21 protein-coding genes and 2 pseudogenes are annotated in these 25,031 nt (G+C 62.0%); 8 read left to right on the top strand and 15 right to left on the bottom strand.

Annotation, left to right across the window (positions count from 1 at the left end; genetic code table 11):
- Positions 1 to 54: 54 nt before the first annotated feature.
- The gene (locus FSO04_RS29200; protein WP_154565031.1) at positions 55 to 741 is read right to left on the bottom strand and encodes a helix-turn-helix transcriptional regulator; all 687 of its coding nucleotides are present in this window, start codon (positions 739 to 741) and stop codon (positions 55 to 57) included.
- A 65-nt stretch (positions 742 to 806) separates the two neighbouring features.
- Here FSO04_RS29200 and FSO04_RS29205 point away from each other — a divergent pair, with 65 nt between their 5' ends.
- Both FSO04_RS29205 and FSO04_RS29210 read left to right on the top strand, forming a co-directional pair.
- Positions 807 to 2,234, top strand: a complete 1,428-nt coding sequence (locus FSO04_RS29205) for an MFS transporter (RefSeq protein ID WP_154565033.1) — start codon at positions 807 to 809, stop codon at positions 2,232 to 2,234.
- A complete protein-coding gene (locus FSO04_RS29210; protein ID WP_168435885.1) occupies positions 2,231 to 3,223 on the top strand; it encodes a LysR family transcriptional regulator in 993 nt (330 codons plus the stop codon). Before FSO04_RS29205 ends, FSO04_RS29210 begins: the two co-directional genes overlap by 4 nt.
- 43 nt (positions 3,224 to 3,266) lie before the next feature.
- Here the strand turns inward: FSO04_RS29210 and FSO04_RS29215 are convergent, their stop codons facing one another.
- The gene (locus tag FSO04_RS29215) at positions 3,267 to 4,136 is read right to left on the bottom strand and encodes a LysR family transcriptional regulator (RefSeq protein ID WP_199203071.1); all 870 of its coding nucleotides are present in this window, start codon (positions 4,134 to 4,136) and stop codon (positions 3,267 to 3,269) included.
- 127 nt (positions 4,137 to 4,263) lie between these two features.
- Here FSO04_RS29215 and FSO04_RS29220 point away from each other — a divergent pair, with 127 nt between their 5' ends.
- Entirely contained in the window at positions 4,264 to 5,658 is a 1,395-nt protein-coding gene (locus FSO04_RS29220) for an MFS transporter (RefSeq protein ID WP_154565037.1), read from the top strand.
- A gap of 160 nt (positions 5,659 to 5,818) precedes the next feature.
- Here FSO04_RS29220 and FSO04_RS29225 read toward each other — a convergent pair.
- Positions 5,819 to 6,274: pseudogene (locus FSO04_RS29225) on the bottom strand (EamA family transporter); the annotation flags it as partial.
- Between FSO04_RS29225 and FSO04_RS29230 the strand changes: the two are divergent.
- Positions 6,254 to 6,793 (top strand): annotated as a pseudogene (locus tag FSO04_RS29230) (helix-turn-helix domain-containing protein); the annotation flags it as partial. The pseudogenes FSO04_RS29225 and FSO04_RS29230 overlap by 21 nt on opposite strands.
- Before the next feature lie 23 nt (positions 6,794 to 6,816).
- On the opposite strand, the gene FSO04_RS29235 reads toward FSO04_RS29230, so the two are convergent.
- The 4 genes from FSO04_RS29235 to FSO04_RS29250 form a co-directional block, all read right to left on the bottom strand.
- The gene (locus tag FSO04_RS29235) at positions 6,817 to 9,837 is read right to left on the bottom strand and encodes an FAD-binding and (Fe-S)-binding domain-containing protein (RefSeq protein ID WP_154565039.1); all 3,021 of its coding nucleotides are present in this window, start codon (positions 9,835 to 9,837) and stop codon (positions 6,817 to 6,819) included.
- 24 nt (positions 9,838 to 9,861) lie between these two features.
- Positions 9,862 to 10,611: a 2-keto-4-pentenoate hydratase gene (locus FSO04_RS29240; RefSeq protein ID WP_154565041.1), complete on the bottom strand. Its 750-nt coding sequence runs from the start codon at positions 10,609 to 10,611 to the stop codon at positions 9,862 to 9,864.
- An 81-nt stretch (positions 10,612 to 10,692) separates the two neighbouring features.
- Entirely contained in the window at positions 10,693 to 11,979 is a 1,287-nt protein-coding gene (locus FSO04_RS29245; protein ID WP_154565043.1) for an MFS transporter, read from the bottom strand.
- 256 nt (positions 11,980 to 12,235) lie between these two features.
- Positions 12,236 to 13,456 (bottom strand): pyridoxal-phosphate-dependent aminotransferase family protein, encoded by a 1,221-nt coding sequence (locus FSO04_RS29250; protein WP_154565045.1) that lies wholly within the window; start codon positions 13,454 to 13,456, stop codon positions 12,236 to 12,238.
- 162 nt (positions 13,457 to 13,618) lie between these two features.
- Here FSO04_RS29250 and FSO04_RS29255 point away from each other — a divergent pair, with 162 nt between their 5' ends.
- Positions 13,619 to 14,344, top strand: a complete 726-nt coding sequence (locus tag FSO04_RS29255; RefSeq protein WP_154565047.1) for a GntR family transcriptional regulator — start codon at positions 13,619 to 13,621, stop codon at positions 14,342 to 14,344.
- A 412-nt stretch (positions 14,345 to 14,756) separates the two neighbouring features.
- Positions 14,757 to 16,343: a Na+/H+ antiporter gene (locus FSO04_RS29260; RefSeq protein ID WP_154565049.1), complete on the top strand. Its 1,587-nt coding sequence runs from the start codon at positions 14,757 to 14,759 to the stop codon at positions 16,341 to 16,343.
- 54 nt (positions 16,344 to 16,397) lie between these two features.
- Here the strand turns inward: FSO04_RS29260 and FSO04_RS29265 are convergent, their stop codons facing one another.
- Together FSO04_RS29265 and FSO04_RS29270 are read right to left on the bottom strand one after the other, a co-directional pair.
- Positions 16,398 to 16,691 (bottom strand): hypothetical protein, encoded by a 294-nt coding sequence (locus FSO04_RS29265; RefSeq protein ID WP_154565051.1) that lies wholly within the window; start codon positions 16,689 to 16,691, stop codon positions 16,398 to 16,400.
- 266 nt (positions 16,692 to 16,957) lie between these two features.
- Complete coding sequence (locus FSO04_RS29270) at positions 16,958 to 17,596, bottom strand: HD domain-containing protein (RefSeq protein ID WP_154565053.1); 639 nt, start codon at positions 17,594 to 17,596, stop codon at positions 16,958 to 16,960.
- Between the two features lie 253 nt (positions 17,597 to 17,849).
- Between FSO04_RS29270 and FSO04_RS29275 the strand changes: the two genes are divergently transcribed.
- Both FSO04_RS29275 and FSO04_RS29280 read left to right on the top strand, forming a co-directional pair.
- A complete protein-coding gene (locus FSO04_RS29275; RefSeq protein ID WP_154565081.1) occupies positions 17,850 to 18,812 on the top strand; it encodes a GlxA family transcriptional regulator in 963 nt (320 codons plus the stop codon).
- Between the two features lie 146 nt (positions 18,813 to 18,958).
- Complete coding sequence (locus FSO04_RS29280; RefSeq protein ID WP_154565055.1) at positions 18,959 to 19,717, top strand: SDR family oxidoreductase; 759 nt, start codon at positions 18,959 to 18,961, stop codon at positions 19,715 to 19,717.
- Positions 19,718 to 19,783: 66 nt separating this feature from the next.
- Here FSO04_RS29280 and FSO04_RS29285 read toward each other — a convergent pair whose 3' ends face one another.
- The 6 genes from FSO04_RS29285 to FSO04_RS29310 form a co-directional block, all read right to left on the bottom strand.
- Entirely contained in the window at positions 19,784 to 20,530 is a 747-nt protein-coding gene (locus tag FSO04_RS29285) for a winged helix-turn-helix domain-containing protein (protein WP_154565057.1), read from the bottom strand.
- Positions 20,531 to 21,352: 822 nt separating this feature from the next.
- Entirely contained in the window at positions 21,353 to 22,201 is an 849-nt protein-coding gene (locus tag FSO04_RS29290) for a class II glutamine amidotransferase (RefSeq protein WP_154565059.1), read from the bottom strand.
- Between the two features lie 117 nt (positions 22,202 to 22,318).
- The gene (locus tag FSO04_RS29295; RefSeq protein ID WP_028196001.1) at positions 22,319 to 22,684 is read right to left on the bottom strand and encodes a response regulator; all 366 of its coding nucleotides are present in this window, start codon (positions 22,682 to 22,684) and stop codon (positions 22,319 to 22,321) included.
- A gap of 21 nt (positions 22,685 to 22,705) precedes the next feature.
- A complete protein-coding gene (locus FSO04_RS29300) occupies positions 22,706 to 23,677 on the bottom strand; it encodes a chemotaxis protein CheX (RefSeq protein ID WP_154565061.1) in 972 nt (323 codons plus the stop codon).
- A gap of 51 nt (positions 23,678 to 23,728) precedes the next feature.
- Positions 23,729 to 24,268, bottom strand: coding sequence for a hypothetical protein (locus FSO04_RS29305; protein ID WP_168435886.1), 540 nt, complete (start codon positions 24,266 to 24,268; stop codon positions 23,729 to 23,731).
- Positions 24,265 to 24,999 (bottom strand): methyl-accepting chemotaxis protein, encoded by a 735-nt coding sequence (locus FSO04_RS29310; protein ID WP_168435887.1) that lies wholly within the window; start codon positions 24,997 to 24,999, stop codon positions 24,265 to 24,267. The genes FSO04_RS29305 and FSO04_RS29310 overlap by 4 nt, the downstream gene beginning before the upstream one ends.
- Positions 25,000 to 25,031: the final 32 nt, after the last annotated feature.

Genomic DNA, 25,031 nt, shown 5'->3' on the forward strand with positions numbered 1-25,031 from the left:
GCAATTGATCGTCTAAACAATTCGAAGCGCATAAACATGCGCTGTAATGCAGCGCTATTTGCTCTTGGGCTTCACGCGATAGGCACACCGTCGCGCGCCGGCAAGTACGTGCTCCTCGCGCTCGATCGATCCTTCCTCGCCAACGATCTCCGCAAACAACTGCAACTCCGCACGGCAAAACCCCTGGCAGGTGCGCGCCGCCGCGCAGATCGGACAGTGGTTCTCCAGCAGCAGCCAGTCGCGCCCGTCTTTCTGCAACTCGGCCATATAGCCTTCGGCGCTGCGAATCTCCGCGAGCCTGGTGAGGCGCGCCTTGAGGCCCTTGATCGGTTTGAGTGCCGCGAGATAGTTCGCGCGCGTTTCGACTGCACGCTGGTCGATCAATTTGTCGAGTCCCTCTTCGCCGAATAGCTGACGGATCGAGCCGAGCAACTGCACGGTCAATTGCGGATGCGTATCCGGAAAGCGCGCGTTGCCCGCTTCCGTCAAACCCCAGCTTTGACTCGGCCGCCCAGGCCCCACTTGCGACACCTGGCGCCCTTCGATCAAGCCACTTGTCAGCAGTTTCTGGATCTGTTGCCGCGCGGCCTCGACCGTGATGCCGAGTTCGCCCGCGATCGATGCCGTCGACAAAGACCCCTGCGTCTTCAACAGATTCAGGATGCGATCCACCGGCGCAGCCGCTGACGCGGCTTGCGTAACGGCCGGTGAATTTTCCAAGCTTTCATTTGCATATCTCATCGGAGCGCATTATTATCCAAGCCAATACTTGCATAATAAGCCAGCCTCGCACGGCTGTCCATGACATGAAAAATCTGCAATCGGATGTGCCGGCATGGAGTGATCTGCTCAGCGGCAGTAACGGCTGGCGGGCGTTGGGTCTCGCGGGCGGTGTCGCGCTGCACGCCACCAATGTGTATGTGGCGACGACGATCCTGCCGTCGGTCGTGCACGACATCGGCGGACTCGAACTGTATGCGTGGAATACGACGCTGTTCGTGGTCGCGTCGATTCTCGGCTCGGTGTTGTCGGTGCGCCTGCTCGCAGTGCTCGGCGCGCGCTCCGCGTACTTCAGCGCGCTGGCGGTGTTCGCGCTCGGCACCGTCGTGTGCGCGACTGCGCCGTCGATGCTATGGATGCTCGGCGGCCGCACGCTGCAAGGTTTCGGCGGCGGCATTCTGCTCGCGCTCAGTTACGCGCTGATTCGCGTGGTGTTCGAAGAGCGCCTGTGGCCACGCGCGATGGGGCTGGTGTCGGGCATGTGGGGCGTTGCGACGTTATGCGGCCCGGCGGTCGGTGGCATCTTCGCGCAGCTCGGCGATTGGCGGCTGGCGTTCTGGGTATTGCTGCCGGTCGTGCTGCTGCTCGCCATGATCGTGCATCGCGAGGTCGATGACAAACGCGCCCACGGTGAAGCGGCTCAACCGATCCCGTTGCTCAAGGTCAGCTTGCTTGGCGCCTCCGTCCTCGTGATTTCGCTCGCCGCATTAACCGACGATATGCGCTGGAACGCGCTCGGCGTTATCGCCGGCCTTGGCTTCGTATGGCTGCTTGCGAGACTCGAACGCAGCGACGCCCACACGCGCTTGTTGCCGAGCGGTTCGTTTTCGATTCGCACGCGGCTCGGCCGCATCTACGCCTGCATGAGTCTGCTCGGTATCGGCGTGACCAGTGAGATCTTCGTGCCGTATTTCTTGCAGACGATCCACGGACGTTCGCCGTTCGCCGCCGGTTATCTGACCGCGTTGATGGCAGCCGGCTGGTCGGTCGGCTCGATGTTTAGCGCCGGCCGCTCCGCCACTGCCGCGCAACGCTTGAGCCGCGCGGGTCCGGTGGTCGCGGCACTCGGACTCGCCGCGCTCGCATGGCTGATGCCGATAGCAGGTTTGTTCGACGGTTTGCCCGGCACGGCCGCATTGTGCGCGGCGCTCGCGAGCGTGGGGCTGGGTGTCGGGATCGGCTGGCCGCATCTGCTTACTCGTGTGTTCACCGCCGCGCAACCGGGCGAAGAGAATCTCGCGTCCCTTTCGATCACCACCATTCAACTGTTCGCGATGGCGTTCGGCTCGGCGCTCGCGGGTCTCGTCGCGAACGGCGCCGGTCTCACGACCCTCGCCCCGCTACCCGGGGCGCAACAGACCGCGCTCTGGCTGTTCGCGACGTTCGCGTTCGCGCCCCTGCTCGCAGCCGGGCTGACCCGCCACAACCCGCGCCTTACCGGAGAAGCATCGTGATAGATCGAGTCCAAGCCATGCGGATCTTCGTGCGAATCGTCGATGCCAGCAGCTTCACGCGCGCCGCCGAGTCGCTCGAGATTCCGCGCGCCACCGCGACGACCACCGTGCAGGCGCTTGAATCCCTGCTCGGCGTGCAGTTGCTGGTGCGCACGACGCGCAAGGTCACGCTGACCGCGGAAGGCGCCGCGTATTACGAACGCTGCGCGCAGATTCTCGCCGCCATCGAAGAAGTCGAATCGGGCCTGTTCAACCGCCCGGAGAATCTGCGCGGCCGCTTACGCGTCGCAATGCCGGGCATGATCGCCGCATCGATCGTGGTGCCTGCTCTGGCCTCGTTTCGTGCGCTGCATCCGCATGTCGAGTTGGCGCTCGGCGTGGGTCAGCGCACGCTCGATCTGGTTGGCGAGAGCGTCGATTGCAGTATCGAGCTAGGCGAGTTGCCCGATTCCCGGCTGCTCGCGCGCCGCCTCGGGCTGCTCGAACGCGTCACCTGCGCAAGCCCGGCATATCTCGCGCGGCACGGCGAGCCGCGTCATCTAGACGATCTCTCGGACCACGTCTCAGTGAACTGGCTGTCGACGCAGACCGGCCGGCGCGTGGACTTCGACTTCAGCGTGGCGGCGCGGACAAGCAAGGTCAAAGTGGACGGCTTCATTCAGGTGAACGACGAACACACGTATCTCGCGTGCGGGCTCGAAGGCCTGGGACTGATTCAGCCTGGACGCGCCACCGCTGCGCCGTACCTTGCATCCGGACAGTTGATCGAGGTCCTGCCGAAATGCAAGCCGACGCCGGTCGCGGTCTCAGTGACGTATGTGAAAAGCCGGCAGATTTCGCCGCGCGTGCGAGCCTTTGTCGACTGGCTCGCCGAGGTGTTCGACAACGCGCCGGGAATGGTCAAGGCAGCGCCGCCGCTGGCCGATCCGCCGTTGTGGCCGGTGCTGGATACGCAGCGTCTAAACGAACTCAATACGGCGTCGCACTAAACGCATCGACGTGCGAATACGAAATGAAGTGCACTCGTGCGACTCAACGCGCCTGCGCGAATTCTTCTGCCACCGCGGCAATCAGCACCTGCATTCGTGCGGTCTTGTAGAGATCAGCGTGCGCAACCACCCAGACATCGAATGGCTCCGCGCGATGCGGCATTACGCGCACCAGTTCCGGTTCATAGTCGGCGCGAAAACACGGCAGCTCGGCAATACCGAAGCCGGCAAGGGCTGCCTCGAACAGCATCGCAGTGGATTGCGTCTGGAACACGAGACGCCCCCGCGCAGTCGGCTCACCGCACAACGCCGCCCACATCGACGGCGAGGCCGGTTGTTGATACATCACCAGATCGTGCCCATCGAACGCCTCGCCTTCGCGCGGCTCGCCACGCGCGGCAATGTATTCGCGTGACGCGTAAATACCAACCTCCAGTTGCGCGAGCTTGCGCGCGATCAGGTCGGGTGCATCGGGCCGCAGCGTGCGGATCGCCACGTCGGCTTCGCGCCGCGTCAGGTTGGCGATCTGCGCGGATGTCACGCAGACGATCTCGATGCCCGGATGCGCCCGTCGTAGCCTGGCGATGGCCGGCACCACGAATTGTTTGCCGAGCGAATCCGTCGTGGCGACGCGGATCGTGCCGGCCAGTTGATCGTCGAGTCCGGCAATTCGCCGTTCGATCGACAAGGCGGCCTGCTCCATCGTCTCGGCTGCCCCGAGCAACGCTTCGCCGGCAGGCGTCAGCACGAACAAGGCGGGGGTGCGCAGAAACAGCGTTGTCGAAAGCGTTTCTTCGAGCGCGGCGATCCGTCGGCCGACTGTCGCCTGATCGACATCGAGTTGCGCCGCCGCGCCGCGCAGCGTGCCCGTACGCGCCACGGCGAGAAAAAATCGTGCGTTGTCCCAGTTGATCATTGGCTGCGCTGTCCGTCATGCATATTTGCATCATACACATGCGCAATCACTGCTTTATTGCATTCGCGTATGTGACTAGACTTCGTCGATCGATTCAATTGCAGTTTTAGCCCGAGGATGTGTAATGACCGAATGCGCCGCTGAACAACCGCTGCCCACCAAGCTAGCCGACACGGAGCGGGACGCCAGGCGTCCGCGCCTGACGCTGGCGCTGGTGGCGAGCGGCATGTTCATGGCCGTGCTCGACACCACCATCGTCAACGTCGCCCTGCCCGCGATGCACGTTAGCCTGGGTGCGTCCGTGGGCGGGCTCGCGTGGATTGTCGATGCCTACACGCTGAGCTTTGCCGCGCTGATCCTCGCAGGCGGCGTCGCGTCCGACCGTTTCGGCGCGAAGGCGGTGTATCTGTGGGGCCTCGCGTTGTTCGTCGCGGCCTCGGCGGCTTGCGGGCTGGCGCCGAACGTCGGCGCGCTGGTGGTCGCGCGCTTCGTACAGGGCAGCGGCGCGGCGTTATTCCTGCCGGCGTCGCTCGCCATCGTGCGCAGCACCTTTGAGGACCCCGTTGAACGCGGGCGCGCCATTGCGGCGTGGGCTGGGATTGCCTCGGTCGCGGCGGCGATTGGACCGGTGCTGGGGGGGCTCCTCGTGCAAGGGTTCGGCTGGCGCAGTGCGTTTCTGATCAATGTGCCGACTGGTCTCGTTGCCTTCGCGGGCGCATGGGTGGTGGTGCGTCATTCGACGCGCAGCGTTGGGCGTCATTTCGATTGGGGTGGGCAGTTGGCGAGCATCGTCGCATTGGGCGCGCTTTGCTACGCGGCGATTGAGTTGCCGTCGCGTGGGATCGCTGCGCGAGAGGTGTGGGGGGCGGCGGTGCTCGCCGTGCTGGCCGCGCTGACGCTTGTTGTTGTCGAGCGGCGTGTGCAGCATCCGATGGTGCCGGTTGAGTGGTTCAGCAATCGGATGTTCGTGACGATGAATGCTATGGGGACGCTCGTTTATGTTGGCTACTTTGGATTGTTGTTTGAGTTGAGTCTTTATCTGCATGGCGAGTTTGGGTTTAATGCGAGGCAGATTGGGCTTACGTTGTTGCCGCTTGCGGGGAGTCTTTCGATCGGGAATGTGGTTGTGGGCAGGTTGCATGGGCGGTTTACTGCGACGCAGTTCATGACTACGGGGCTCGTGCTAGCCGCCGTTGCGGTGCCGGCCATGGCTCTTAGTCTGGAATGGCATGCGCCTTGGGTCTTCACTTATGCGGCGATGGTGATGTTTGGTGGTGGGACGGCGTTGTCGGTGCCGCCGATGATTTCTACTGTGCTGGAACAGGTGCCTGGTGAGTTGGCTGGTGTGGCATCGGGGTTGTTGAACGCGTTGCGGCAGGCGGGGGGGCTTGTTGGGGTCGCGATGGCTGGGGCGGCGACGATTTTGGCGCCGCATGTGGCGGAGGCGTTGTGGTGGGTTGCTGGTATGGGGCTGGTGACTTATGCGGCGGCGGCGGGGTTGGCAGCGAGTGCGGCGTAAGTTTTTTGCTCAACTGGCTCGCTCCCGGAAAAGCTCACCGGTCACATCTTCAGTCCACTTTTGGCCCCCGGAAAGACTCACGTTTAACGCTGCCAGTGAACGTGCGATCGCTCAGGGCATCACCGCTCCTTGAGACGCCATGCCGTCAGCCCGCCGGCCCTCAGGATGCCCTCACCCGCCGCACAAAGAGTCGCCGCGTGAGATCGAACGCCACCAGATTCCCCGCCACCACCAGCAGGAGCCCGAGCACTGCCAACGCGGACCACCGGTACCCTTCGAATACCGTCGACACCGCCAGCGCCACAATCGGAAACAGCACGGTGCAGTAGGCGGCCCGCTCCGCCCCGATGCGCCCGACCAGCATCAGGTACGCGGTAAAGCCAATCACCGAGCCAAAGATCGCCAGATAGGCGAGCGCGCCGAGATAACGCGCGTCGGATTCGATGGAGAAAGAAAAGCCGGCCAGCGCGCTTCCCACCGTCAAGACGCTCGCGCCGATCAGCATTGCCCAGCTATTGGTGGCGAACGGGTGCAAACCCATCGATTGCATCCGGCTCGACAACAGATTGCCCGCCGAAAAGCACAGGGTGCCAAGGAACGCGATCGCGAGCCACGCGAACTGACACTGGCCGATCGCACCTATTTCGAAGACGCCCGCATCGCGCACTTGTGTCAATCGCTCGCGAATGAAGACTGGCAGGATCCTGATGGCCTGCTGCGGACCAATGAAACCGCGCACGAGGTGTTGAGTCTGCTGCTGCGCGCACAAGGCGTGAGTCGCACGGATACGTCGCTCAAAGGCGGGCTGTCGGTCGCTACTCGGCGGCGCTTGCGCGACTACATCGAGAACCATCTCGCGCAGACGCTCACGCTCGGTGAACTTGCCGGTGTAGCGGCGCTCTCGGAATTTCATCTGGCGCGCATGTTCCGCACGTCGTTCGGACTACCGCCTGCTGCCTGGATCGCGCAACAACGGCTCGAACGTGCACGCACGTTGCTGCGCACTACGAGACTGCCGCTCGCACAAGTTGCCGAACAATGCGGCTATGCGAACGCCAGCCATTTCAGCCATCGTTTCCGTGAAAGTGTCGGCGTGGCGCCGGCGGCGTATCGGCAGGTGGTGGGCGCGGCATAAAGGCCAACCGCGGCCAACCACCTTCACCGCAAAGCCATCGCCAATACTCGCGCTACATGGATTGCGTCGACGCCTGCGCCATCATGAATCTGATGCCGACAGCTCGTGCCGTCCGCCACCATCACCGTATTGCCGTCGATCTTGCGCACCGCGGGCAGCAGTGAGAGTTCCGCCATTGCCTGCGATGTCGCGTAGTGCTCGGCTTCGTAGCCGAAGCTGCCCGCCATCCCGCAGCATGACGACTCGACAGTCGACACCTTCAATTCAGGAATCCAGTTCAGTACGGTTTGCACGGGCGTGAACGCGTCGAAGGCCTTTTGATGGCAGTGGCCATGTACAAGCGCCTGCTCCTTCGCCAACGGCTTCAACGCAAGCTGCAAGCGCCCGGCCTTTTCTTCGCGCACCAGAAACTCTTCGAATAGAAACGCCTGTTTCGAAAGGCGTCGCGCTTCGTCACCGAAACCGTAGTGCAGAAACTCGTCGCGCAACGACAGCAAACACGACGGCTCCAACCCGACGATCGGCACGCCGCGTTCCACAAACGGTTTGAACAGATCGAGCATGCGCCGCGCTTCCTGCTTCGCTTCATCGACCAAACCGGCCGCGAGGAAAGTGCGGCCGCAACACACCGGCCGCTCGCCCTGGCGCGTATTGAAGTGCACCGTGTAACCGGCAGCTTCCAACACCTGCTGCGCGGCGCGCGCGTTTTCCGGCTCCATGTTGTTGTTGAACGTATCGACGAACAACAGCACTTCTTTCAGCGCGCCGCCTTGAGGTGGTTTGGTCGCCGACGCACTCGCCAAGAACGATTTCTTGAAACGCGGCAACGTACGTTCAGGCGCAAAACCCACCGAACGTTTGAACCACGCCGACAACACCGGCACGTTGTCGGCCAATGCCATCAAGCCCGGCACGCGACTCGCCGTTGCCGCATAGCGCGGCATGAAGGCCACCAACCTGTCACGCAGACGCAGTCCATGCCGTTTGACACGCGCCGCCCGCGCTTCGATCTTGAACTTCGCCATGTCGACGCCCGTCGGGCAATCGCGCTTGCAGCCCTTGCACGAGACGCACAGGTCGAGTGTGTCCTTGACGTCGTCGCTGGCGAGTCCTGCTTCGCCCAGTTGCCCGGAGATCGCGAGACGCAGCGTGTTCGCCCGTCCCCGCGTCACATGTTGCTCATCCTTCGTCACGCGATAACTCGGGCACATGGTGCCCGCGTCGAACTTGCGGCAATGGCCGTTGTTGTTGCACATCTCGACGGCCTTCGCGAGACCGCCTGACAGATCGTTACCGCTGCCCGGCAGCGTCTCCCGCCCCGTCAGCGGATCGCGTTCAACGTTCCATACGGACCAGTCGAGCGCGGTCTCGATCCGCTGCGCCTCATAGCCCGGCGCGAAGCGGAAATTGCGCGCGTCGTCCATCTTCGGCGGACGCACGATCTTGTCGGGATTGAAGCGGTTATCCGGATCGAACAACGCCTTGATTTCGGTAAACGCCTGGTTCAGCCGCGGCCCGTATTGCCACGCGACCCATTCGCCGCGGCACAAGCCGTCACCGTGCTCGCCGGAATACGCGCCCTTGTATTCGCGCACCAACGCCGCCGCCTCTTCGGCGATCGCGCGCATCTTCACTGCGCCGTCGCGCCGCATATCGAGAATCGGCCGCACGTGCAGCGTGCCGACACTCGCATGCGCATACCAGGTGCCTTCGGTGCCATTGCGGTGAAAGACTTCGGTCAGACGGCTCGTGTATTCCGCCAGATGTTCGAGCGGCACCGCGCAATCTTCGATGAAGGAGACCGGCTTGCCGTCGCCCTTCATGCTCATCATGATGTTCAGCCCAGCTTTGCGGACTTCCCACAGCGCTTTCTGTTCGTTCGCGGCAGGCATCTCGACGACCGAATCGGGCAAACCGAGATCGGCCATCAGTTCGGTGAGTTGTTTGAGCGACGCGAGTTGCTGGTCGCGGTCCTCGCCTGCGAATTCCACTAGCAGGATGGCTTGCGGCTCGCCGACCAAAGCCTTCTCGATCACCGGACGGAAGGCAGGATTGCTCATCGCCAGATCGATCATGGTGCGATCGACCAGTTCCACGGCCACCGGCTTCAGCTTGACGATGTGCTGCGTGAGATCCATCGACTGCCAGAAGGTCGGGAAATTGACCACGCCAAGCGTCTTATGCGTCGGCAGCGGCGCGAGCTTCAGCGTCAGTTGCCGGCTGAACGCAAGCGTGCCTTCCGAACCGACCAGCAGATGCGCGAGATTCGCGCTGCCGTCGTCGGTATAAGCGCGCGGGTTCTGGCAATCGAACACGTCGATGTTGTAGCCCGCGACGCGACGCAAAACCTTCGGCACGCGTTCGACGATTTCAGCATGCTCTCGCTCAGCAATCCGCTTCACGCCTTCGACGATCTGCTGCAAGCGCACGCCTTGCGGCGCCTCGCGCAATGAGGCGAAACGTGCTTCGCTGCCGTCGGCGAGAATGGCGTCGATCGCTTCGACGTTGTGCACCATGTTGCCGTATTCGATCGAGCGCGAACCGCACGAGTTGTTGCCGGCCATTCCCCCAATCGTGCATTGCGCCGCCGTCGAGACATCGACCGGAAACCACAGGCCATGCGGCTTCAACCATGCATTCAGATGGTCCAGCACGACGCCCGGCTCGACTGTCACCGTACGCGCGTCGGCATCGAAGTCGACGATGTTGTTCAGCCACTTGCTGGTGTCGATCACCAGCGCCTCGCCGACAGTCTGGCCGCATTGGCTTGTGCCTGCGCCACGCGCGAGCAACGGTACTTTCTCGCTGCGTGCAATTTCCAGCGCAATGCGCAGATCGTCCTGATCGCGCGGCACCACCACGCCGATCGGCGTGATCTGATAGATCGACGCATCGGTGGAATAACGGCCGCGGCTGGCCGCATCGAACAACACGTCGCCACGCAAAGCCTTGCGCAGATGTTGCGCGAGCGGCGACGTCAGCCGTGCAGCGGACGGCACCAGATGGATCGGCTTGACGAGTAAAGCGGAAGTGGGGTTCGTCATATCGTCGGCCTATAGGAAAGCGGGCTAGTACAGCGTCAGGCTGATCGGCGCGAGCCCTTCAATACGCCCGCTTGCTGTGCCCGCGCTCTGCGGAAAAAACATACCGGTGTACGAACCGGTGGTGACGACCATCTCCGGTGTGACCGCGATACCGCGCGAGGTGGCGTGATTGACGAGCCATGTCAGCAGGCGTCGCGGATCGCCGGCCGGATTGGCGGGCGTCGTTTCGACCACGTCACGCCCTTCAAAGCTGAACTGCAACGAAGGCGTCACAAACGGAAAGTCCTCGCGATACGGCGTAAATTCGCCGACGACCAACGCGCCGTGATTCTGCAAATCCGCGAGTTGGGCGAGCTTGTCTACCTTAGGCCAGTCAGCGTAACGGCTCGCCACGATTTCGATGGTCGCGCCGATCGAGCCGATACCTGCGTGCACGTCGGCTTCGCTATAGGGTGTTGTCGATGGCTCGAAGCGGCGGTCGAAGCGGAATGCGATCTCCAGTTCGAGTCCCAGCGGAGCGAAGGCTTCACGCGGCAACCGTGCGCCGTCGGCGTGCAGATCGTTCGCCGGCAGCGGTGCGCCCTGGATCGGGCCGCTGTCGGACTTCGCGCCGATCTTCCAGCCGCCGATCGGCGCGTCCAGTACGCGCAGGATCTCGTGCTGGATCGCGTAGGCGGCGGCGCTGTCGGCGGGCGTTTGCTCAGGCGGCAACGCATCGAGCGTCAAATGATTGCGGCGCGCGTCGGCGAGACGTTGACTCAGTGATGTTGTCATTGCTTTAAAGGCGAAGAGAGGGAACGGTGCGTTTCGAAACGGTGTGTTCCGAAACAGCGCATTCCGAACGTTGAATTCCGTTTACGCGCCCACGCCGGTCGTAGCGTGCGCTTTGTCGGCCGCGTTGAGTTCGAACTTGCTTTCCGGCTGCATGCGGAACGCGAGTACCACGCCGATCGCCATCAACAGCATGCTGCCGACAAACGGCAACTCCCAACTGCCGAAGTAGTCGATCAGAAATCCGCCGACCACCGGCGAGATAATCGCGGCCAATGCCGAGCCGGTGTTCATCATGCCGCTCGCAGTCCCCGAGTATTCCGGCGCGATGTCCATCGGAATCGCCCACATCGGGCCGATCGTCATTTCGGCGAAGAAGAAGCCTGACGCGAGGCACGCCATCGACAGATACAGGCTGTGCGTGAACATCAGCGGAATGAGCGAGAGCAGACAGAACAGCATGCACACCGATACCATCCAGCTTCGCGCACGCTTCAGGCTGCGGGTCCGCGTGAAGATCCAGTCGGTCACAATGCCGCCGAGCGTGTCGCCGAGTACACCGGCAAAGAACACGACCGATGCGAAGATCGCCGACTTTTGCAGTTGCAGGTGATAGCTGTGCAGGAAGTACTGCGGAATCCAGCTAAGGAACAGCCACAAGGTCCAGCCGTAGCAGAAGTACACGATCGTGACCGGCCACATGCGGCGAAACAGTTTTCCCCACGGCACACCGGCCGCTTTCGGCTTCGGCGCGGGCAGGACTTCGAGTTCCTCAGTCGTGATACGCGGATGATCTTTCGGATGTTCCGTGAACGTGAACGCCCACACCGCCACCCACAGCAGGCTGAACACGCCGCAAATGTAGAACGATTCGCGCCAGCCCCAGGTCGCCATCACCAGCACGATCAATCCGGGTGCCACCGCGTTACCGATACGCGATGCCGCGTGGGTGATGCCCTGCGCGAAGCCGCGTTTTTCTTTCGCGACCCAACGCGCCATCGCGGACGTCGCAGCAGGAAACGTGGCACCTTCGCCGAAACCGAGCAACACGCGCGCGGCCAGCAACGAGACGAGACCACCGGCGAAACCGGTCAGCAAAGTCGCCACGCCCCAGATAGCGCCGCAGAAAATCAGCGTGCGTTTTGCACCGAAGCGGTCACTGACCCAGCCACCGATGATTTGAAAAATCAGATACGGGTAAGCGAAGGCGGAGAACACCAGGCCCACTTCCGTATGGGAGAGGCCGAACTCCTTGCCGAAACCTGCGGCCGCGGTGCTGACGTTGACGCGGTCCAGGTAAGTGATGAAGTACATGACGCTTAGCATCACTAGAACGATACTGGTCGCACTGCTCACACGAAACCGCCTCATCGTCTCTCTCCATTGCAGTCTATCGACGGCGCGCCTGGAATGGCGCGCTGCGTCGTCGCCCGTCAGCGACCTGCGCTGCGGGAACATCGCATGTTGTTCAGGGGCCGCGTTCTATGCGCGGCTTCGTGTGGGAAGTGCTCTCCGCCTTCCCTTGCTGCGAGATGCCTGTTACTTGCTGCCTGCTACTTGCTGCCTGGTAGGCAGATGCGCTGACGCACCGATGCGGCGAGCACCGATGCGCGTGGCGCCCCGTCGCTTAAGCCGCCGCTTTCAGCCCCGAGGCTTTGGTCGGCTGGCTTAACCACTCCATAGCGGCAGGCAAGCCACTTTCCTTGAGCGGCACACCCGCGAGCCGCAGGCCCATTTCGCAACCGGCCAGCGTCGCCAGCAGCATCAGGTCGTTGCAGTCGCCGAGGTGGCCGATGCGGAACATGCGGCCTTTCATCTTGCCGAGACCCGTGCCGAGCGACATGTCGAAGCGTTCGTAGATGAGCTTGCGCACGGCGTCGGCATCGATGCCTTCGGGCATCATCACGCCGGTAAGCACCGGGCTATACACAGCGGGATCCGCGCACTGAATCTCCAGACCCCACGCGCGGACCGCACGGCGGGTGGCTTCGGCGAGACGCTCGTGACGGGCGAACACGTTGTCGAGCCCTTCGCCGAGAATCATCTCCAGCGCCTCATGAAGCCCATACAGCAGGTTCGTGTTCGGCGTGTACGGCCAGTAACCGGTCTTGTTCATCTCGACGATGTCGGTCCAGTCCCAGAAGCTGCGCGGCAATTTGGCCTGCTTGCTGGCGGCCAATGCCTTCGGCGAGATCGCGTTGAAGCTGATGCCCGGCGGCAGCATCAAACCCTTTTGCGAACCCGACACGGTGACGTCGACGCCCCATTCGTCATGGCGATAATCGGCGCAGGCGAGGCCCGAGATCGTGTCGACCAGCAGCAGCGCCGGGTGGCCGGCGGCGTCGATCGCACGGCGCACCGCCGCGATGTCCGAGGTAACGCCCGTCGAGGTTTCGTTATGCACGACGCACACCGCCTTGATCGCGTGTTGCGTGTCGGCACGCAGACGCTCTTCGATCATGTCCGGCTGAACCCCGCGCCGCCAACCTTCGATGCCAGGCAGGCCGAGGAACTCCGGCTTCAGCCCGAGGCTTTCCGCCATCTTTTTCCACAGCGTCGCGAAGTGACCGGTTTCGAACATCAACACGTTGTCACCGGGGCTCAGCGTGTTCGACAGCGCCGCTTCCCACGCACCGGTACCGGAGGCCGGATAGATCACCACCGGTTGCTGCGTCTTGAAGATTTTCTTGATGCCTTCGAGCACCTTCAGACCGAGTTCGCCGAACTCGGGGCCGCGGTGATCGATGGTCGGGTAGCTCATCGCACGGAGAATGCGATCGGGCACCGGGCTCGGACCCGGGATCTGCAGGAAGTGACGGCCGGCGGGATGAAAGTCTAGCTTGAGCATTGGGCTCCTCCGATTGAATTTTGCATGCAAAAAACTATATCAGACGATCTGTGACGATCCCAAGCCGAAAATTGCTTGCTGACACCAGTGTTTACCCGCGCTATTAACTAATCTTTTGGCTTCCGATAAAATCCCATGTGACACGATGTTGAGAGCTTTTGTATGCAAAATTCGGATTTCGATGCGGGTGTGACCGCTTCTCCGCTGATGCCGAAGGTTGAGCGTCAGCGTTTGCACGACACGGTGGTGGAGCACATTCGCCGCTTTATCGTCGAAGGGGTGCTCGAGCCGGGCAAGAAACTGAACGAGCGCGAGTTGTGCGAGACGCTTGGGATTTCACGCACGCCGTTGCGGGAGGCGCTGAAGGTTCTGGCTGCGGAAGGGCTGATCGAGATTTCGCCGAATCGCGGTGCGTCGGTGTCGAAGATGTCGGAGGCGGAGTTGCGCGAGACCTTCGAGTTGATGAGCGGTCTTGAAGCTTTTTCCGGCGAACTGGCGGCGGAGCGGATGACGGCTGCGGAGCTTGCCGAGATCAAGGCGTTGCATTACGCGATGCTGGCTTGCCGGACGCAGAACGATCTGGCCGGGTACTACAGCCGCAACCAGGCGATCCACGACAAGATCAATGAAGCGGCGAGGAATTCAGCACTGCGGCAGACTTATGTCGCCGTTAATCGACGCTTGCAAGCGTTGCGGTTCCGGTCGAATTTTCAGATCCCCAAGTGGGATAGCGCGATTCATGATCACGATGAGATGTTGAAGGCGCTCGAGGCACGGGATGGGAAGAAGTTGAGCGCGATTCTTCGCCAGCACTTGCTCGATAAGCGGGATGCGGTTTTGCAGGTGCAATCGCGGGAAGACGTGGCGGCTTCGATGTTGAAGGCTTAAGGCGTTTCTTTCGCGTTTTCTCGTTTGCCTTTGGCGAAGGCGTGCGTTGATCGCAGGCGCCAAAGGCGAAAAACTTGTCCACGTAAAATGTTGGCAAGCCTGTGGACAAGCTTCTGACATTCCAGCCAAGTCGTTGAAGCGGCAGACATATCGCCTTGCGGTTCATGCGTAAGCATCACTCGGTGCTCGACCGTCAGCATGACCCAAAAACTAGAGCGGCCGGTGCGAAGCCTTAAGCACGGCAGCCCAACTCCTAGTTGTCCACATAATTTGTTCACAAGGCTGTGGACAACTTGCGCACAGGCCAGCCAAGTGCTTGATGCCGCACCCGTATCTCCCGTCGGCTCAGCCGCAGGCAATGACCTTGCTCTGTGATAAAAAGTAATCCCCAGCCACCCGCCGAGGCTCCCGCATGTCCTCCGTCATGGGCTTCAAACTCGTCCTGCTGTCGCTCGGCGCGATGATCGGTCTCCAACTGCTCGCCAAGCGGCTACGACTCCCACCGGCCGCGGCGCTCCTGGTCGGCGGCGCCGCGATGGCCTTCGTGCCTGGACTCCCTCGCATCAACCTCGATCCCGAACTGGTTCTGGTCGTGTTCCTGCCGCCGCTCCTCATGGACGGCGCCTACTTCTCCGTATGGGACGAATTCAAGCGCAATTTTGGCGGCATCCTGCTGCTCGCGATCGGCGCCGTCGCCTTCACGACCCTCGCGGTCGGTATGGTCGTGCATTGGGTCGTGCCGTCCCTACCGTGGAGCGCGTGCTTCGCGCTGGGCGCGATCGTCTCGCCGCCTGACGCCATCGCCGCGAAGGCCGTACTGGAACGCGTCGCGCTGCCGCGCCGGTTGATGGTGCTCCTCGAAGGCGAAAGCCTGCTTAACGACGCCGCCGGCATCGTGCTGTTCCGCTTCGCCGTCGCGGCCGCGCTGACCGGCACGTTCAACGCTCAACACGCGGTCGAGCGGTTTGCGGTGCTCGGCCTGGGTGGCGTGGCGGTCGGCATCGCAATCGGCTTCGTGGTCGTCAGGCTTCTGCGCTACCTCGACGACGTCTACCTCATCATCACCGCATCCGCACTCTCCCCGTGGCTCAGCTACATCGCCGGCGACATGCTGGACGTCTCGGGCGTCATCGCGACCGTCAGTTGCGGGATGGTGCTCGGATGGCATCAGCATGAAGTTTTCTCTGCCTCGGTGCGCATGCGCGGCACAGCCTTCTGGCAAGTCCTGATCTTCCTGATGGAAGCGCTCGTGTTCCTTCTGATCGGGCTGTCGCTGCGCGGCGTGATCGTGCGGCTGGGTGGCGTCGGCGACGCGTTGACCGCGTTTGCACCCGCAGTCGGCGCAGTGATCGCGGCCGTCGTGCTGTCGCGCTTCGTGTGGGTGTTTGCCGTCGAATGGTTGAAGGGACTCGTGTGCAAGTTGACGCGGCGCGCAAACATTGCACTCGACTGGCGTTCGTCGACGGTGACGAGTTGGGCCGGTATGCGTGGCGTGGTGACGCTGGCGATCGCGCTCTCGTTACCCGAGGCGATGCCGGGGCGCGATCTGATTCTGGTCGCGTCGTTCGCGGTGATTCTCGTGACCGTGCTTGGACAGGGGACCACGATCGGCGCGTTGATTCGCTGGGTCAATCTGGATAGCGTGAAGGAACGCAACGAGCAGCATTTGACCGAGCCTCAGGCGTGGGCGAGGCTCGAAGCGGCACAATTCGCCGCGATCCAACCGCTCGTGCACGACGCCGAGGGACAAGTGATTCATCCGCGCCTGCTGGAGCAATATAGCTATCGAGCGCAGATGACGGACACCTACCAGGACGTGACCGAATATCCCACCGATGTTCGCGCCGCGCATTACGACGTTGTGCTCGCCGCCGTGGCGGCCGGTCGCAGCGAGTTGTTGCGGATGCATCGGTCGGGCTTGATTCACGATGAACTGCTAACCGAACTGGAGCGGGATCTCGATTTGCAGGAGATCGCCGCGTTGCATGGGAGGGGGTGACCGGGCCGCGTCAGACGTGAGCCCACACGCGAACCGGTCGAACCGCTGTGAGCGTCAATGGCCTTTGAAAATATCCAGCAGTTGATTTTGCATCTGCATCATCTCGTGCGCGTGCTTCATCTCCATTTGCGCCATCGTGTCGTGATACTCCATGTCCATCTGCATCATTTTTTGCTGGATGCCGATGGCCTGAGCGCGCTGTTCAGGGGTCAGCTTGTCCATCATCATGCTGTACTCAGGCGGCATCAGATAGGTGCCGGCGCGTCCTATTCCCTGTGCTTGCACAGAACCCGCTACAAGCGCGAGCGGCAGCACTCCGCACATCAGGATGGCTTGGATCGATTTCATTTCATCTCCAGTCTTACGTGAGCAGCCCGGCTTCAACAAGGGCTGCATAAGCGACGTTCAGGTGCTCAGACTGGCTTGCCGCGGTGGAGCAGTTGCACATGCCTGGTCTGAGGATGCAACACCCGGGGCTGACCGCTGCACACGATCGACCGGGTGTTTCATGGGTTTAGTCGCGAACGCTGACTGGAAATGACATGCTGGATGAAAATTGTGCCGATGATATTTCTTCTGCGCGGCTGTCATTTTCGCCGCGGCACGCCGACTAATTAATCCTTCCAGGACGACCCCAGAATCATCGTGCAGAAATTCTCGCGATGATAATGCGGGTCCTTCAGCGCCAGCACATCCGCCTTCACGTTACCGAAGGTCGTCTCCGGCTTGTGGATCGTGCCGTGCGCGAATGCGTCGATGATGCCTTCCTTGAAATGCGCGCCGCGCGGGTGGGCGTGGATCACTTCATGGCGTTGGTGTTCGGTGAATTCGTCATAGGCGAGGCCCAGCACGTCCATCTCCACACCTGCGGTAACCAGCGCGACGACCGGCTTCATGTATTGCGGAATCCCAGGCGTGGTGTGCAGCGCAATCGAGTTCCACACCTGCTCGATATCGTCTTCGCCGATGCCGTGACGCTTCAGAAAATCACGCGCCGCGTTCGCGCCGTCCACCTCGAAGCGATCATGCTCGCTGCTATACGGCGCGACGAGCCCCATGTCATGAAACATCGCGCCGATGTACAGCAGCTCGGGGTCGTACTTGAGTTGCTTGCGCGCGCCGGCCAGCGAGCCGAACAGGAACACGCGCCGCGAATGGTGGAAGAGCAATTCGGTTTCGGTATCGCGCACGAGCTGCGTGGCTTCGCGCGCCATCATGCTGTCGGGAATCTGGATGCCTGCGATCGTGGTCATGTGAAGTACTCCATGAAAGACTTGAGTGAACCCGACGCGCGATCTTTGTGAGTCGACAGCGCGTTTGGTATGCTGGTCCGCGACGCTTTTTCTGGCTGCTTATTTGACCCGTCGAGCAGCGCGTCCGATGAAGCTCAGTATTGGTCAGCGCGCTGTCGCGGGCAATCGTCGCGGACCGTTGAACACTGCCAAACGCACCGCGTTGACTGCCGCGGGCAGCGGATTCCCGTCCATCGTCAAAGGAGGTCATTCGATGCCTACCGTCGCGATCGCGATCTTTCCCGGCGTGCAGGCGCTCGACGTCGCCGGTCCGGTCGATGTGTTCTCCGAAGCCAATCGCTTCATCGCGCCGCAGGATCGCTATGAGATCACGCTGCTCAGCGCGGAGCCGGGTCCACTTCGTGCGTCCAACGGCATGACGCTCGTCGCCGATGCCACGTTCGACCAGTCACGCGGACCATTTGACCTTGCGTTGGTTGCCGGCGGTCCTGCGCTGCCCGGCGATACCGCGCCCGACACGCGTTTGCTGGAATGGTTGTCGCAAGCCGCCACGCAGTGCGAGCGTTTCGGCTCGATCTGCACTGGCGCGTTCGCACTCGGCCACGCGGGGTTGCTCGACGCACGCAACGTCACGACGCACTGGCAGCACGCGGCGCAACTCGCCGAGCAGTTTCCGCGAGCCCATGTCGATTTCGACCGGATCTATCTGCGCGACGGCAAGCTGGTCACGTCAGCGGGCGTCACAGCGGGCATCGATCTATCGCTTGCGCTGGTCGCCGAACATCATGGGCCGCATACGGCGCTCGCCGTCGCCAAACGGCTGGTGGTGTTTGCACAGCGGCAAGGCGGTCAATCGCAGTTCAGCCCGTACCTGACCGCACCCGCGGACGACACCTCGCCGGTCGCCAAAGTGCAGGCGCACGTCATGGAACGGATTCGCGAGAGCTTTACGGTCAAACAACTCGCGGACGTCGCCGGAATGAGCGCGCGGAATTTCGCCCGTGTGTTCGTGCAGGAAACCAGGGTGACGCCGCATGAATTCGTCGAACGTGCTCGCGTGGATGCGGCGCGCCAGTTGCTCGAAAGCAGCGATGCCGCGCTCAAGGCGATTGCCTATGACTGCGGCTTCGGCACCGCAGACCGGATGCGCATCGTCTTCACGAAGCGAATCGGCGTCACGCCGATGCAATATCGCGAGCGCTTTCGCTCTGCCTGAGGGAAACAGGATGGTGACACGAGCATGAGCCAGGAGAGCAGCTAGCGCAACGCCAGAACGCAGCGTGAACACCGGCGCCGCTGCAAGCATCAGACATAGCGTGAGAAAATGACGGCCTTCCCAAGCGAACGATCACAAGGAACGACATGTCTCCCTCTTCTCCGATCCGTGCGATCGTTACCGGTCACAATCGCGGCCTCGGCGCATCCCTGGCTGAACAACTGCTGACGCGCGGCGTCGCGGTACTGGGTTTGTCCCGCTCGCGTCACGCCACGCTCAAAGAGCGTTTCCCTGCACTGCTCGACGAAATCGAGCTTGAACTTGCGGATCCCACGCGCGTCGCGCAGTGGGTCGCGACCGATGCACTACGCAGCTTCGTCAGCGGCGCCCAGAGCGTACTGTTGATCAACAACGCAGGCATGGTCCAGCCGATCGGTCCGATCGAAGGCCAGAACGCCGCCGACATCGCGACCGCCGTGAGCCTGAACGTGGCCACGCCACTGATGCTGGCGAGCGCGCTCGCCGCGGCCAGCGTCGACGCGACCGACCGGCGCATCATGCATATTTCCAGCGGCGCGGCGCGCAATGCGTATCCCGGCTGGAGCATCTACTGCGCGACCAAGGCCGCGCTCGATCATCACGCACGCGCCGTTGCACTCGACGCGAATCGTGCGCTGCGTATCTGCAGCCTGGCGCCGGGCGTTATCGATACGAATATGCAGGCGGAGATTCGCAGCAGCGGCGAGGAACAGTTCCCGATGCGCGAAAAATTCGAAGACCTCAAGCGCAACGGTCAGCTTTCGACGCCCGAACAATGCGCCACCCAGTTGCTCGACTACGCCTTCAGCGATGCATTCGGGCAAACGCCGGTGGCCGACATTCGCGAGGTCGCGAAGCAGGCCTGATACACGAGCTTCGTGCTCCCGTAAAACCTCACCTTTCGGCTGATCTTTCGGCCAAGAGGCCGAACCTCACACGCCGGGCGCAACCATCGCGCCGCGCTCGGCCGCTCCAATCTCGCCGTGCGGCACGAACACATAGCCGCGTCCCCACACCGTCTGCACATAGCGCGGCTCGGAAGGATCGATCTCGATCAGACGCCGCAGCCGCCAGATCGATACATCGAGACTCCGCCCTTGATGCAGCACGCTATTGCCGCGCAATTTCTCGTTGAGTTGCACGCGCGTGAGCACAGTCATCGCGTGATTGACGAAGATTTTCAGCAACGCGAACTCGGAGCTGCGTAGCGCGAAATGCTCGTTGTCGCGACGCAATTCGCGTGCGGAGAAGTTCAGCTCGCAACGCCCGAAGCGGTACGGCGGTCGCGTTTCCGGCGCGCCTGGCGCGAGCGCGCCACGCCGGCGCAGCAGCACGCGGATACGGGCGAGCAATTCGGCAGGGTCGGCGGGCTTGCTCATGAAATCGTCGGCGCCGAGTTCGAGACCGATCACGCGATCGATCGCCTTGCTGCTCGCCGACAGCAAAATCACCGGCACGTCGTTGCCGCTCATGCGCAAGTCGCGCAATACGGCAAGGCCGTCGCCGTGCGGCGCTGAAACGTCGAGCACCAGCAACGCCGGCCGTTCCGTCTCGACCACGTGCTTCAACCCGGCGCAATGCGGACGTGCGGACACACCGCAGCCCTGCCCGCGTAAAGATTCGCCCACTACGGCCGTTAAGCCGGCATCGGCGCCAACAAAGAGAATGTGCTGACTCATCCAACTGATTCCAGGAGACGATCGGTTTTCAGAGACAGGCGATGGCTTGCAGGAATAGCAAATCCGCTGACCGCTTGTCGTCCGCGTCGCCATCTTCCCTGTATGCCGCTGTTCTCAAAACGCGGAACAGCCCCCAAGGTTGGCAATTTCTTCCCAACTCTTTCAACGCTGAACGTGATACGGGAAGGCTCGCAAAGTCACCCTGCGATGCGCGCATCAACTCCCGAAAAATCTCACCTTTGGTGCGTAGCGAGCGGGGCGGGGCGCGAAGTGCACATCGGAGCGCTCCCGAAAACGCTCACCTTTCGAGCTTGGGGGCAGGCCGCAAAGGCATGCTGGGCGGGCCACCGATGGTTCCTAACCGGCTACTCCCGCAAACCCTCACCTTTGGAAGGGGTCGAGTAATCTGCATACCCAGGTAAGAGGCAGTGTGTGTCAGGCGCTCGCGTTCCGCACCGGTGGCGGATCTGCTCAGCAAATGCTTGCGCGTGTCTCGGCAGAATTGTCGGAAGGTGAGGAGGAGTGATACGGTGCGGCTCACGTGTGCGCTGAGGCATCACGCTCCCGAATATGCTCACCTTTGAGCTTTGTGAAGACATTCGGAACGCCGGCCGCCATCAAGGCAACCGGCTCATTCAATCAGGCAATCAGTACTTTTGACGAATCCCCACCACCGCCACTTCCTGGCTGTTGGTCCCTGAATTCACGCCATAATCGCCGATCGACGCCGGGGCGCTCACCACCTTGCCGTTAGCAAATTCTTCGATGAATATGAAAGTGCCGGTAGCGTGGGCGCTTCTAAGGCCACGCGTTGGCGCGATGTCACGCCGGGATGGCGGACAGTTCGGAAGGTGCGTATTTCGCGGTCGCGAGAACTTCGGCGGGAACGGGTACATGTGCGCGCCGCAACAGTGCGCCGCTGCAGAACATCAGCAGATCGCCCGGCTGGCAGGTGCTCCAGACTTCATCGGTGAGCGGCGTGGTGGCGATCACCGCCGTGCGATCGGCCGGCGTGCCACGCTCGGCGAAATCAACTGAGAGGTCGCCGTCGACGAGACGCGCGCTCGAAAACGGCCAGTGACGTATCACGTACGACAGACGTGTCGAGCAATACGCGAATTGTGCCGTGCCGTTCGAAAGCACAAAGTTGAAAATGCCATACGTGTTCAGTGCGTGAGTCGCCTGCTCGATGACGTCGAACACGGCGTCGATATCATCCGTGTCCGCATGATTGGCGAAATGCGCGTAAAGGCGATTCATGATGAAGCAGAACGCCGCTTCGCTGTCGGTCGTGCCGACCGGTGCATACGGACCTTGCTCCGGCTCACCGAGCCGTTGCAGGTCGCCGTTATGCGCGAACACCCATTGCTGGCCGTGCAACTCGCGCATGAACGGGTGGCAGTTCTCCACGCGCGCGCCGCCTTGGGTCGCCTTGCGAATATGCGCGACGACATTGCGCGACTTGATCGGATGGTTCTTCAGAAATTCGGCCACCGGCGACTGATACGCGGGCTTTTCATCGACGAACACGCGGCACGCGCGATCTTCGTAGAACGCCACGCCCCAGCCGTCCACATGATGGTCGGTGAGGCCGCCGCGTGCGGCAAAGCCCGTCAGCGAGAAACTGACGTCGGTGGGTTCGGCGCAGCTGAGGGCGAGCAGTTGGCACATGCTCGGAGACTAGCGTGTTTCAACCGCCGCCGTTATAGCGAATCATGCTTTGCAAATCACCGGCGCACGGGCTCCCGAAAACCCTCACCTTTGACCGGGCCACCGCGCTTGAGGCGTCTAGCTCGCCAGCTTGCGGAACGTTTCCAGCACCGCGTCGCCCTTGAACGGTTTGACGATCCAGCCTTTCACGCCCGCCGCCTTGCCGCGCTCTTTCATCGCCGGGCTGCTCTCGGTTGTCAGCATGATGACGTTGACGGTGGTGTTCGCGAGTTCGCCGCGAATCTTTTCGACCATCGTCAGGCCGTCCATATTCGGCATGTTGACGTCGCTGATCACCAGCTTTATGCCGGGGCTGGCCTTCAATTTCGCAAGGCCGTCCTTACCGTCCACCGCCGTGTCGACGTCCAGGCCGTTCTTCTTCAGAAAGCCGGCCACTTCGTCGCGCACCGTGCTCGAATCATCTACCACCAGAATTTTCGACATGTTTGTTTCCTATGACAACATTCAGAACAGATCCAGTTCGCCCGCTTCGACCATCGCGCCGACATCGTCCGTGACTTCCTTGAAGTCCTCCGGCGACCAGCTCAGGCTGAACACAAAACGTTGATGCAACTTGACCGAGCGGCTCGTCTGCGGGTCCGTCAGCGAGTACATGAAACACAGCTGCGGATTGCCGCTGCCGAACGAGATGTACTTGTGCTTGTGATTCACCAGCAGCGGCACCTGCACCTGGCTGCGCAGCCAGGCGTCCGCATCGCCGACATAGCGGTTCTTGAACGAACCCCAGATCAGATTGGTCACTTCGCCGAGCACGCCATTCAGATCGCGGAAGTTTGCTTCGCCGTCTTCCGCGTTCTCGCTCATCCGATAGCGATCGAGCAGTTCGAGAATCGGCGCCTCTTCCGCCTGCATCATCATGTAACCGCGGCACCACGCGCTTTCCAGCGGAATCAGGCTGAACACCTCGCCGAAGATGATCCGGTCGCGCACGATATAAGGCGTGTCGCACGTGATGGTCAGGTCCTTGAATACGTCGCCGAGAATCGCCTGCGTCATGTCGGCGATGCCACGCACGAGCGCGTTCGGATAATCCAGACTGAAAATGTATTCGTCGATCACCTTGCGCAAAGGCGCCATGTCGTGCGCGACGTAGGCCGCGCATACCACGCGGCGCAAGCTCTCCGGCAGACTGTCGACGCTCGGATCGTCATCGCGCCGCATGATGATCGGCAACTCGGGGCGCACAGCATTGATCCTGATTGCGATCTCGGCGCTCGCTTCGGCTGAGCCGCCGTAGCCTTCAGCAAACAGAACCGCACCCAGATCGATGTTCGAGCGCAGCACCGACTGCAAGCGGTTCTTGCCGACCTTCACGCCGACCAGGTTGTGCTCGTCGCAAAAGCGCTTCAGCGCCTCTTTGTGCACGGGGCAATCGTCGAGTACCAGCACCTTGCTGACTGGCTTGTTCATATTCATTGCGCGTTCCTGCTCGCTGCGGATATTGACGTCATGGTCAACACCCAACACTCAAAACAACTCCAGCTCACCGCTGGATTCTTCGATTGCGCTCGTGTCGGCCACGAAGTCGATCGGCGCATGGGCGCACACGCATACCGTCGCGGCAAGCTGCACGGAACCGTTCAGCGTGACCGAATACGACGACAGCAAACCTGGCTTCAATGCCGGCAGATGCCCCAAACAACGTGCGCTCAATACATACGGTGTCGACATGCCGAGGTCCGGGAAATAGCGCAGCAGTTCCTGATTCATCGCGCCGCAGCACAGATTGCAGATTTCCAGAAAAGCTTCCTGAAACGGCCGCTCGTCGGCCTCTTTCAGGTAGTAGTCGCGGGTGCTGTCGTTTTCGTCGAAGTGCAGGATCAGCAGCAGTCTGAACACGATCGACGAGATGGTCAGCACGACCACCTGGGTGTCCTTCGTTGCGCCCACACCGGCCTCGGCAAGCGGCACGATCTCACACGTATCGCCGGAATCCCGCGGCAGGCGCGCCTGTGCCGCCTTGCGGAAAATGCGTTCGAAGCTGTCCTTCGCCTGGCTCGTGATCACGCCGGCACCTGGTGCAGCTTCGAGTGGAACTGATTGGCGAGCGATTCGACGCTGGAAAGCGACGCCGCGATCATCTTGCCGCCCGCCTGGATGTCCTGAAACGTGGAGGTGGTGGTCAGATCGTTGCGGTGCAGGCTGTCGCGATAGCTCTTCGACAATTCCTCAGAACGCGCGGCGAGCGCCCGAACTTCGCTCGCCACCACCGCGAAGCCGCGTCCGGCCGGACCCGCGCGCGCGGCCTCGATCGACGCATTCAGCGACACGATCACCACGTGCCGGACGATCGACGACAGCTCCTGATTCTTCGCGTGCATGTCGTGGTTCTGCGTCATCAGCGAGATCATCTGCTCGTGCCAACGCTCGAATGTCGCGCCGAGGCTCTTCAGACGCGCGGCTTCGCCGGCGATCTGTTGCGCCTGATGCGCCCACTGGTCTTTGTCGTCAGTCGCTGCTTTCAACGTTGCGCGCAGCTCGTCGACGCTGGCCGATTGCTGCCTCAGTTCCTCACGCAACTGTGCGGCCAATGCTTCCATCTCCTGCGCGGCCTGCTCGCGTTCGCGGATCGCTTCACCGTGGTCCGCCTGTTCCGCCGTCAGCGCTTTGATCCGGGCATCGGCTTCGGCGGAGAGCCGTGCCGTCAGCTTCGTGCTTTGCAACTTGTGCGCGACAAAGGCCAGCAGCGCGGTTACCGCGCTGCCTGCCACCGCCGCCAATACGTACTGTTGAATCACAACCTATCCTTCCGAAGTCCGTCGCGAAGCGC

The sequence above is a fragment of the Paraburkholderia madseniana genome (assembly GCF_009690905.1).
Lineage (GTDB): Bacteria > Pseudomonadota > Gammaproteobacteria > Burkholderiales > Burkholderiaceae > Paraburkholderia > Paraburkholderia madseniana.

Excerpts from the sequence above, each read along its gene's own strand:
- FSO04_RS29200 (WP_154565031.1), bottom strand. The coding sequence starts at position 741 with ATGAGATATGCAAATGAAAGCTTGGAAAATTCACCGGCCGTTACGCAA.
- FSO04_RS29205 (WP_154565033.1), top strand. The coding sequence starts at position 807 with ATGAAAAATCTGCAATCGGATGTGCCGGCATGGAGTGATCTGCTCAGC.
- FSO04_RS29220 (WP_154565037.1), top strand. The coding sequence starts at position 4,264 with ATGACCGAATGCGCCGCTGAACAACCGCTGCCCACCAAGCTAGCCGAC.
- FSO04_RS29235 (WP_154565039.1), bottom strand. The coding sequence starts at position 9,837 with ATGACGAACCCCACTTCCGCTTTACTCGTCAAGCCGATCCATCTGGTG.
- FSO04_RS29240 (WP_154565041.1), bottom strand. The coding sequence starts at position 10,611 with ATGACAACATCACTGAGTCAACGTCTCGCCGACGCGCGCCGCAATCAT.
- FSO04_RS29245 (WP_154565043.1), bottom strand. The coding sequence starts at position 11,979 with ATGAGGCGGTTTCGTGTGAGCAGTGCGACCAGTATCGTTCTAGTGATG.
- FSO04_RS29250 (WP_154565045.1), bottom strand. The coding sequence starts at position 13,456 with ATGCTCAAGCTAGACTTTCATCCCGCCGGCCGTCACTTCCTGCAGATC.
- FSO04_RS29255 (WP_154565047.1), top strand. The coding sequence starts at position 13,619 with ATGCAAAATTCGGATTTCGATGCGGGTGTGACCGCTTCTCCGCTGATG.
- FSO04_RS29260 (WP_154565049.1), top strand. The coding sequence starts at position 14,757 with ATGTCCTCCGTCATGGGCTTCAAACTCGTCCTGCTGTCGCTCGGCGCG.
- FSO04_RS29265 (WP_154565051.1), bottom strand. The coding sequence starts at position 16,691 with ATGAAATCGATCCAAGCCATCCTGATGTGCGGAGTGCTGCCGCTCGCG.
- FSO04_RS29270 (WP_154565053.1), bottom strand. The coding sequence starts at position 17,596 with ATGACCACGATCGCAGGCATCCAGATTCCCGACAGCATGATGGCGCGC.
- FSO04_RS29275 (WP_154565081.1), top strand. The coding sequence starts at position 17,850 with ATGCCTACCGTCGCGATCGCGATCTTTCCCGGCGTGCAGGCGCTCGAC.
- FSO04_RS29280 (WP_154565055.1), top strand. The coding sequence starts at position 18,959 with ATGTCTCCCTCTTCTCCGATCCGTGCGATCGTTACCGGTCACAATCGC.
- FSO04_RS29285 (WP_154565057.1), bottom strand. The coding sequence starts at position 20,530 with ATGAGTCAGCACATTCTCTTTGTTGGCGCCGATGCCGGCTTAACGGCC.
- FSO04_RS29290 (WP_154565059.1), bottom strand. The coding sequence starts at position 22,201 with ATGTGCCAACTGCTCGCCCTCAGCTGCGCCGAACCCACCGACGTCAGT.
- FSO04_RS29295 (WP_028196001.1), bottom strand. The coding sequence starts at position 22,684 with ATGTCGAAAATTCTGGTGGTAGATGATTCGAGCACGGTGCGCGACGAA.
- FSO04_RS29300 (WP_154565061.1), bottom strand. The coding sequence starts at position 23,677 with ATGAATATGAACAAGCCAGTCAGCAAGGTGCTGGTACTCGACGATTGC.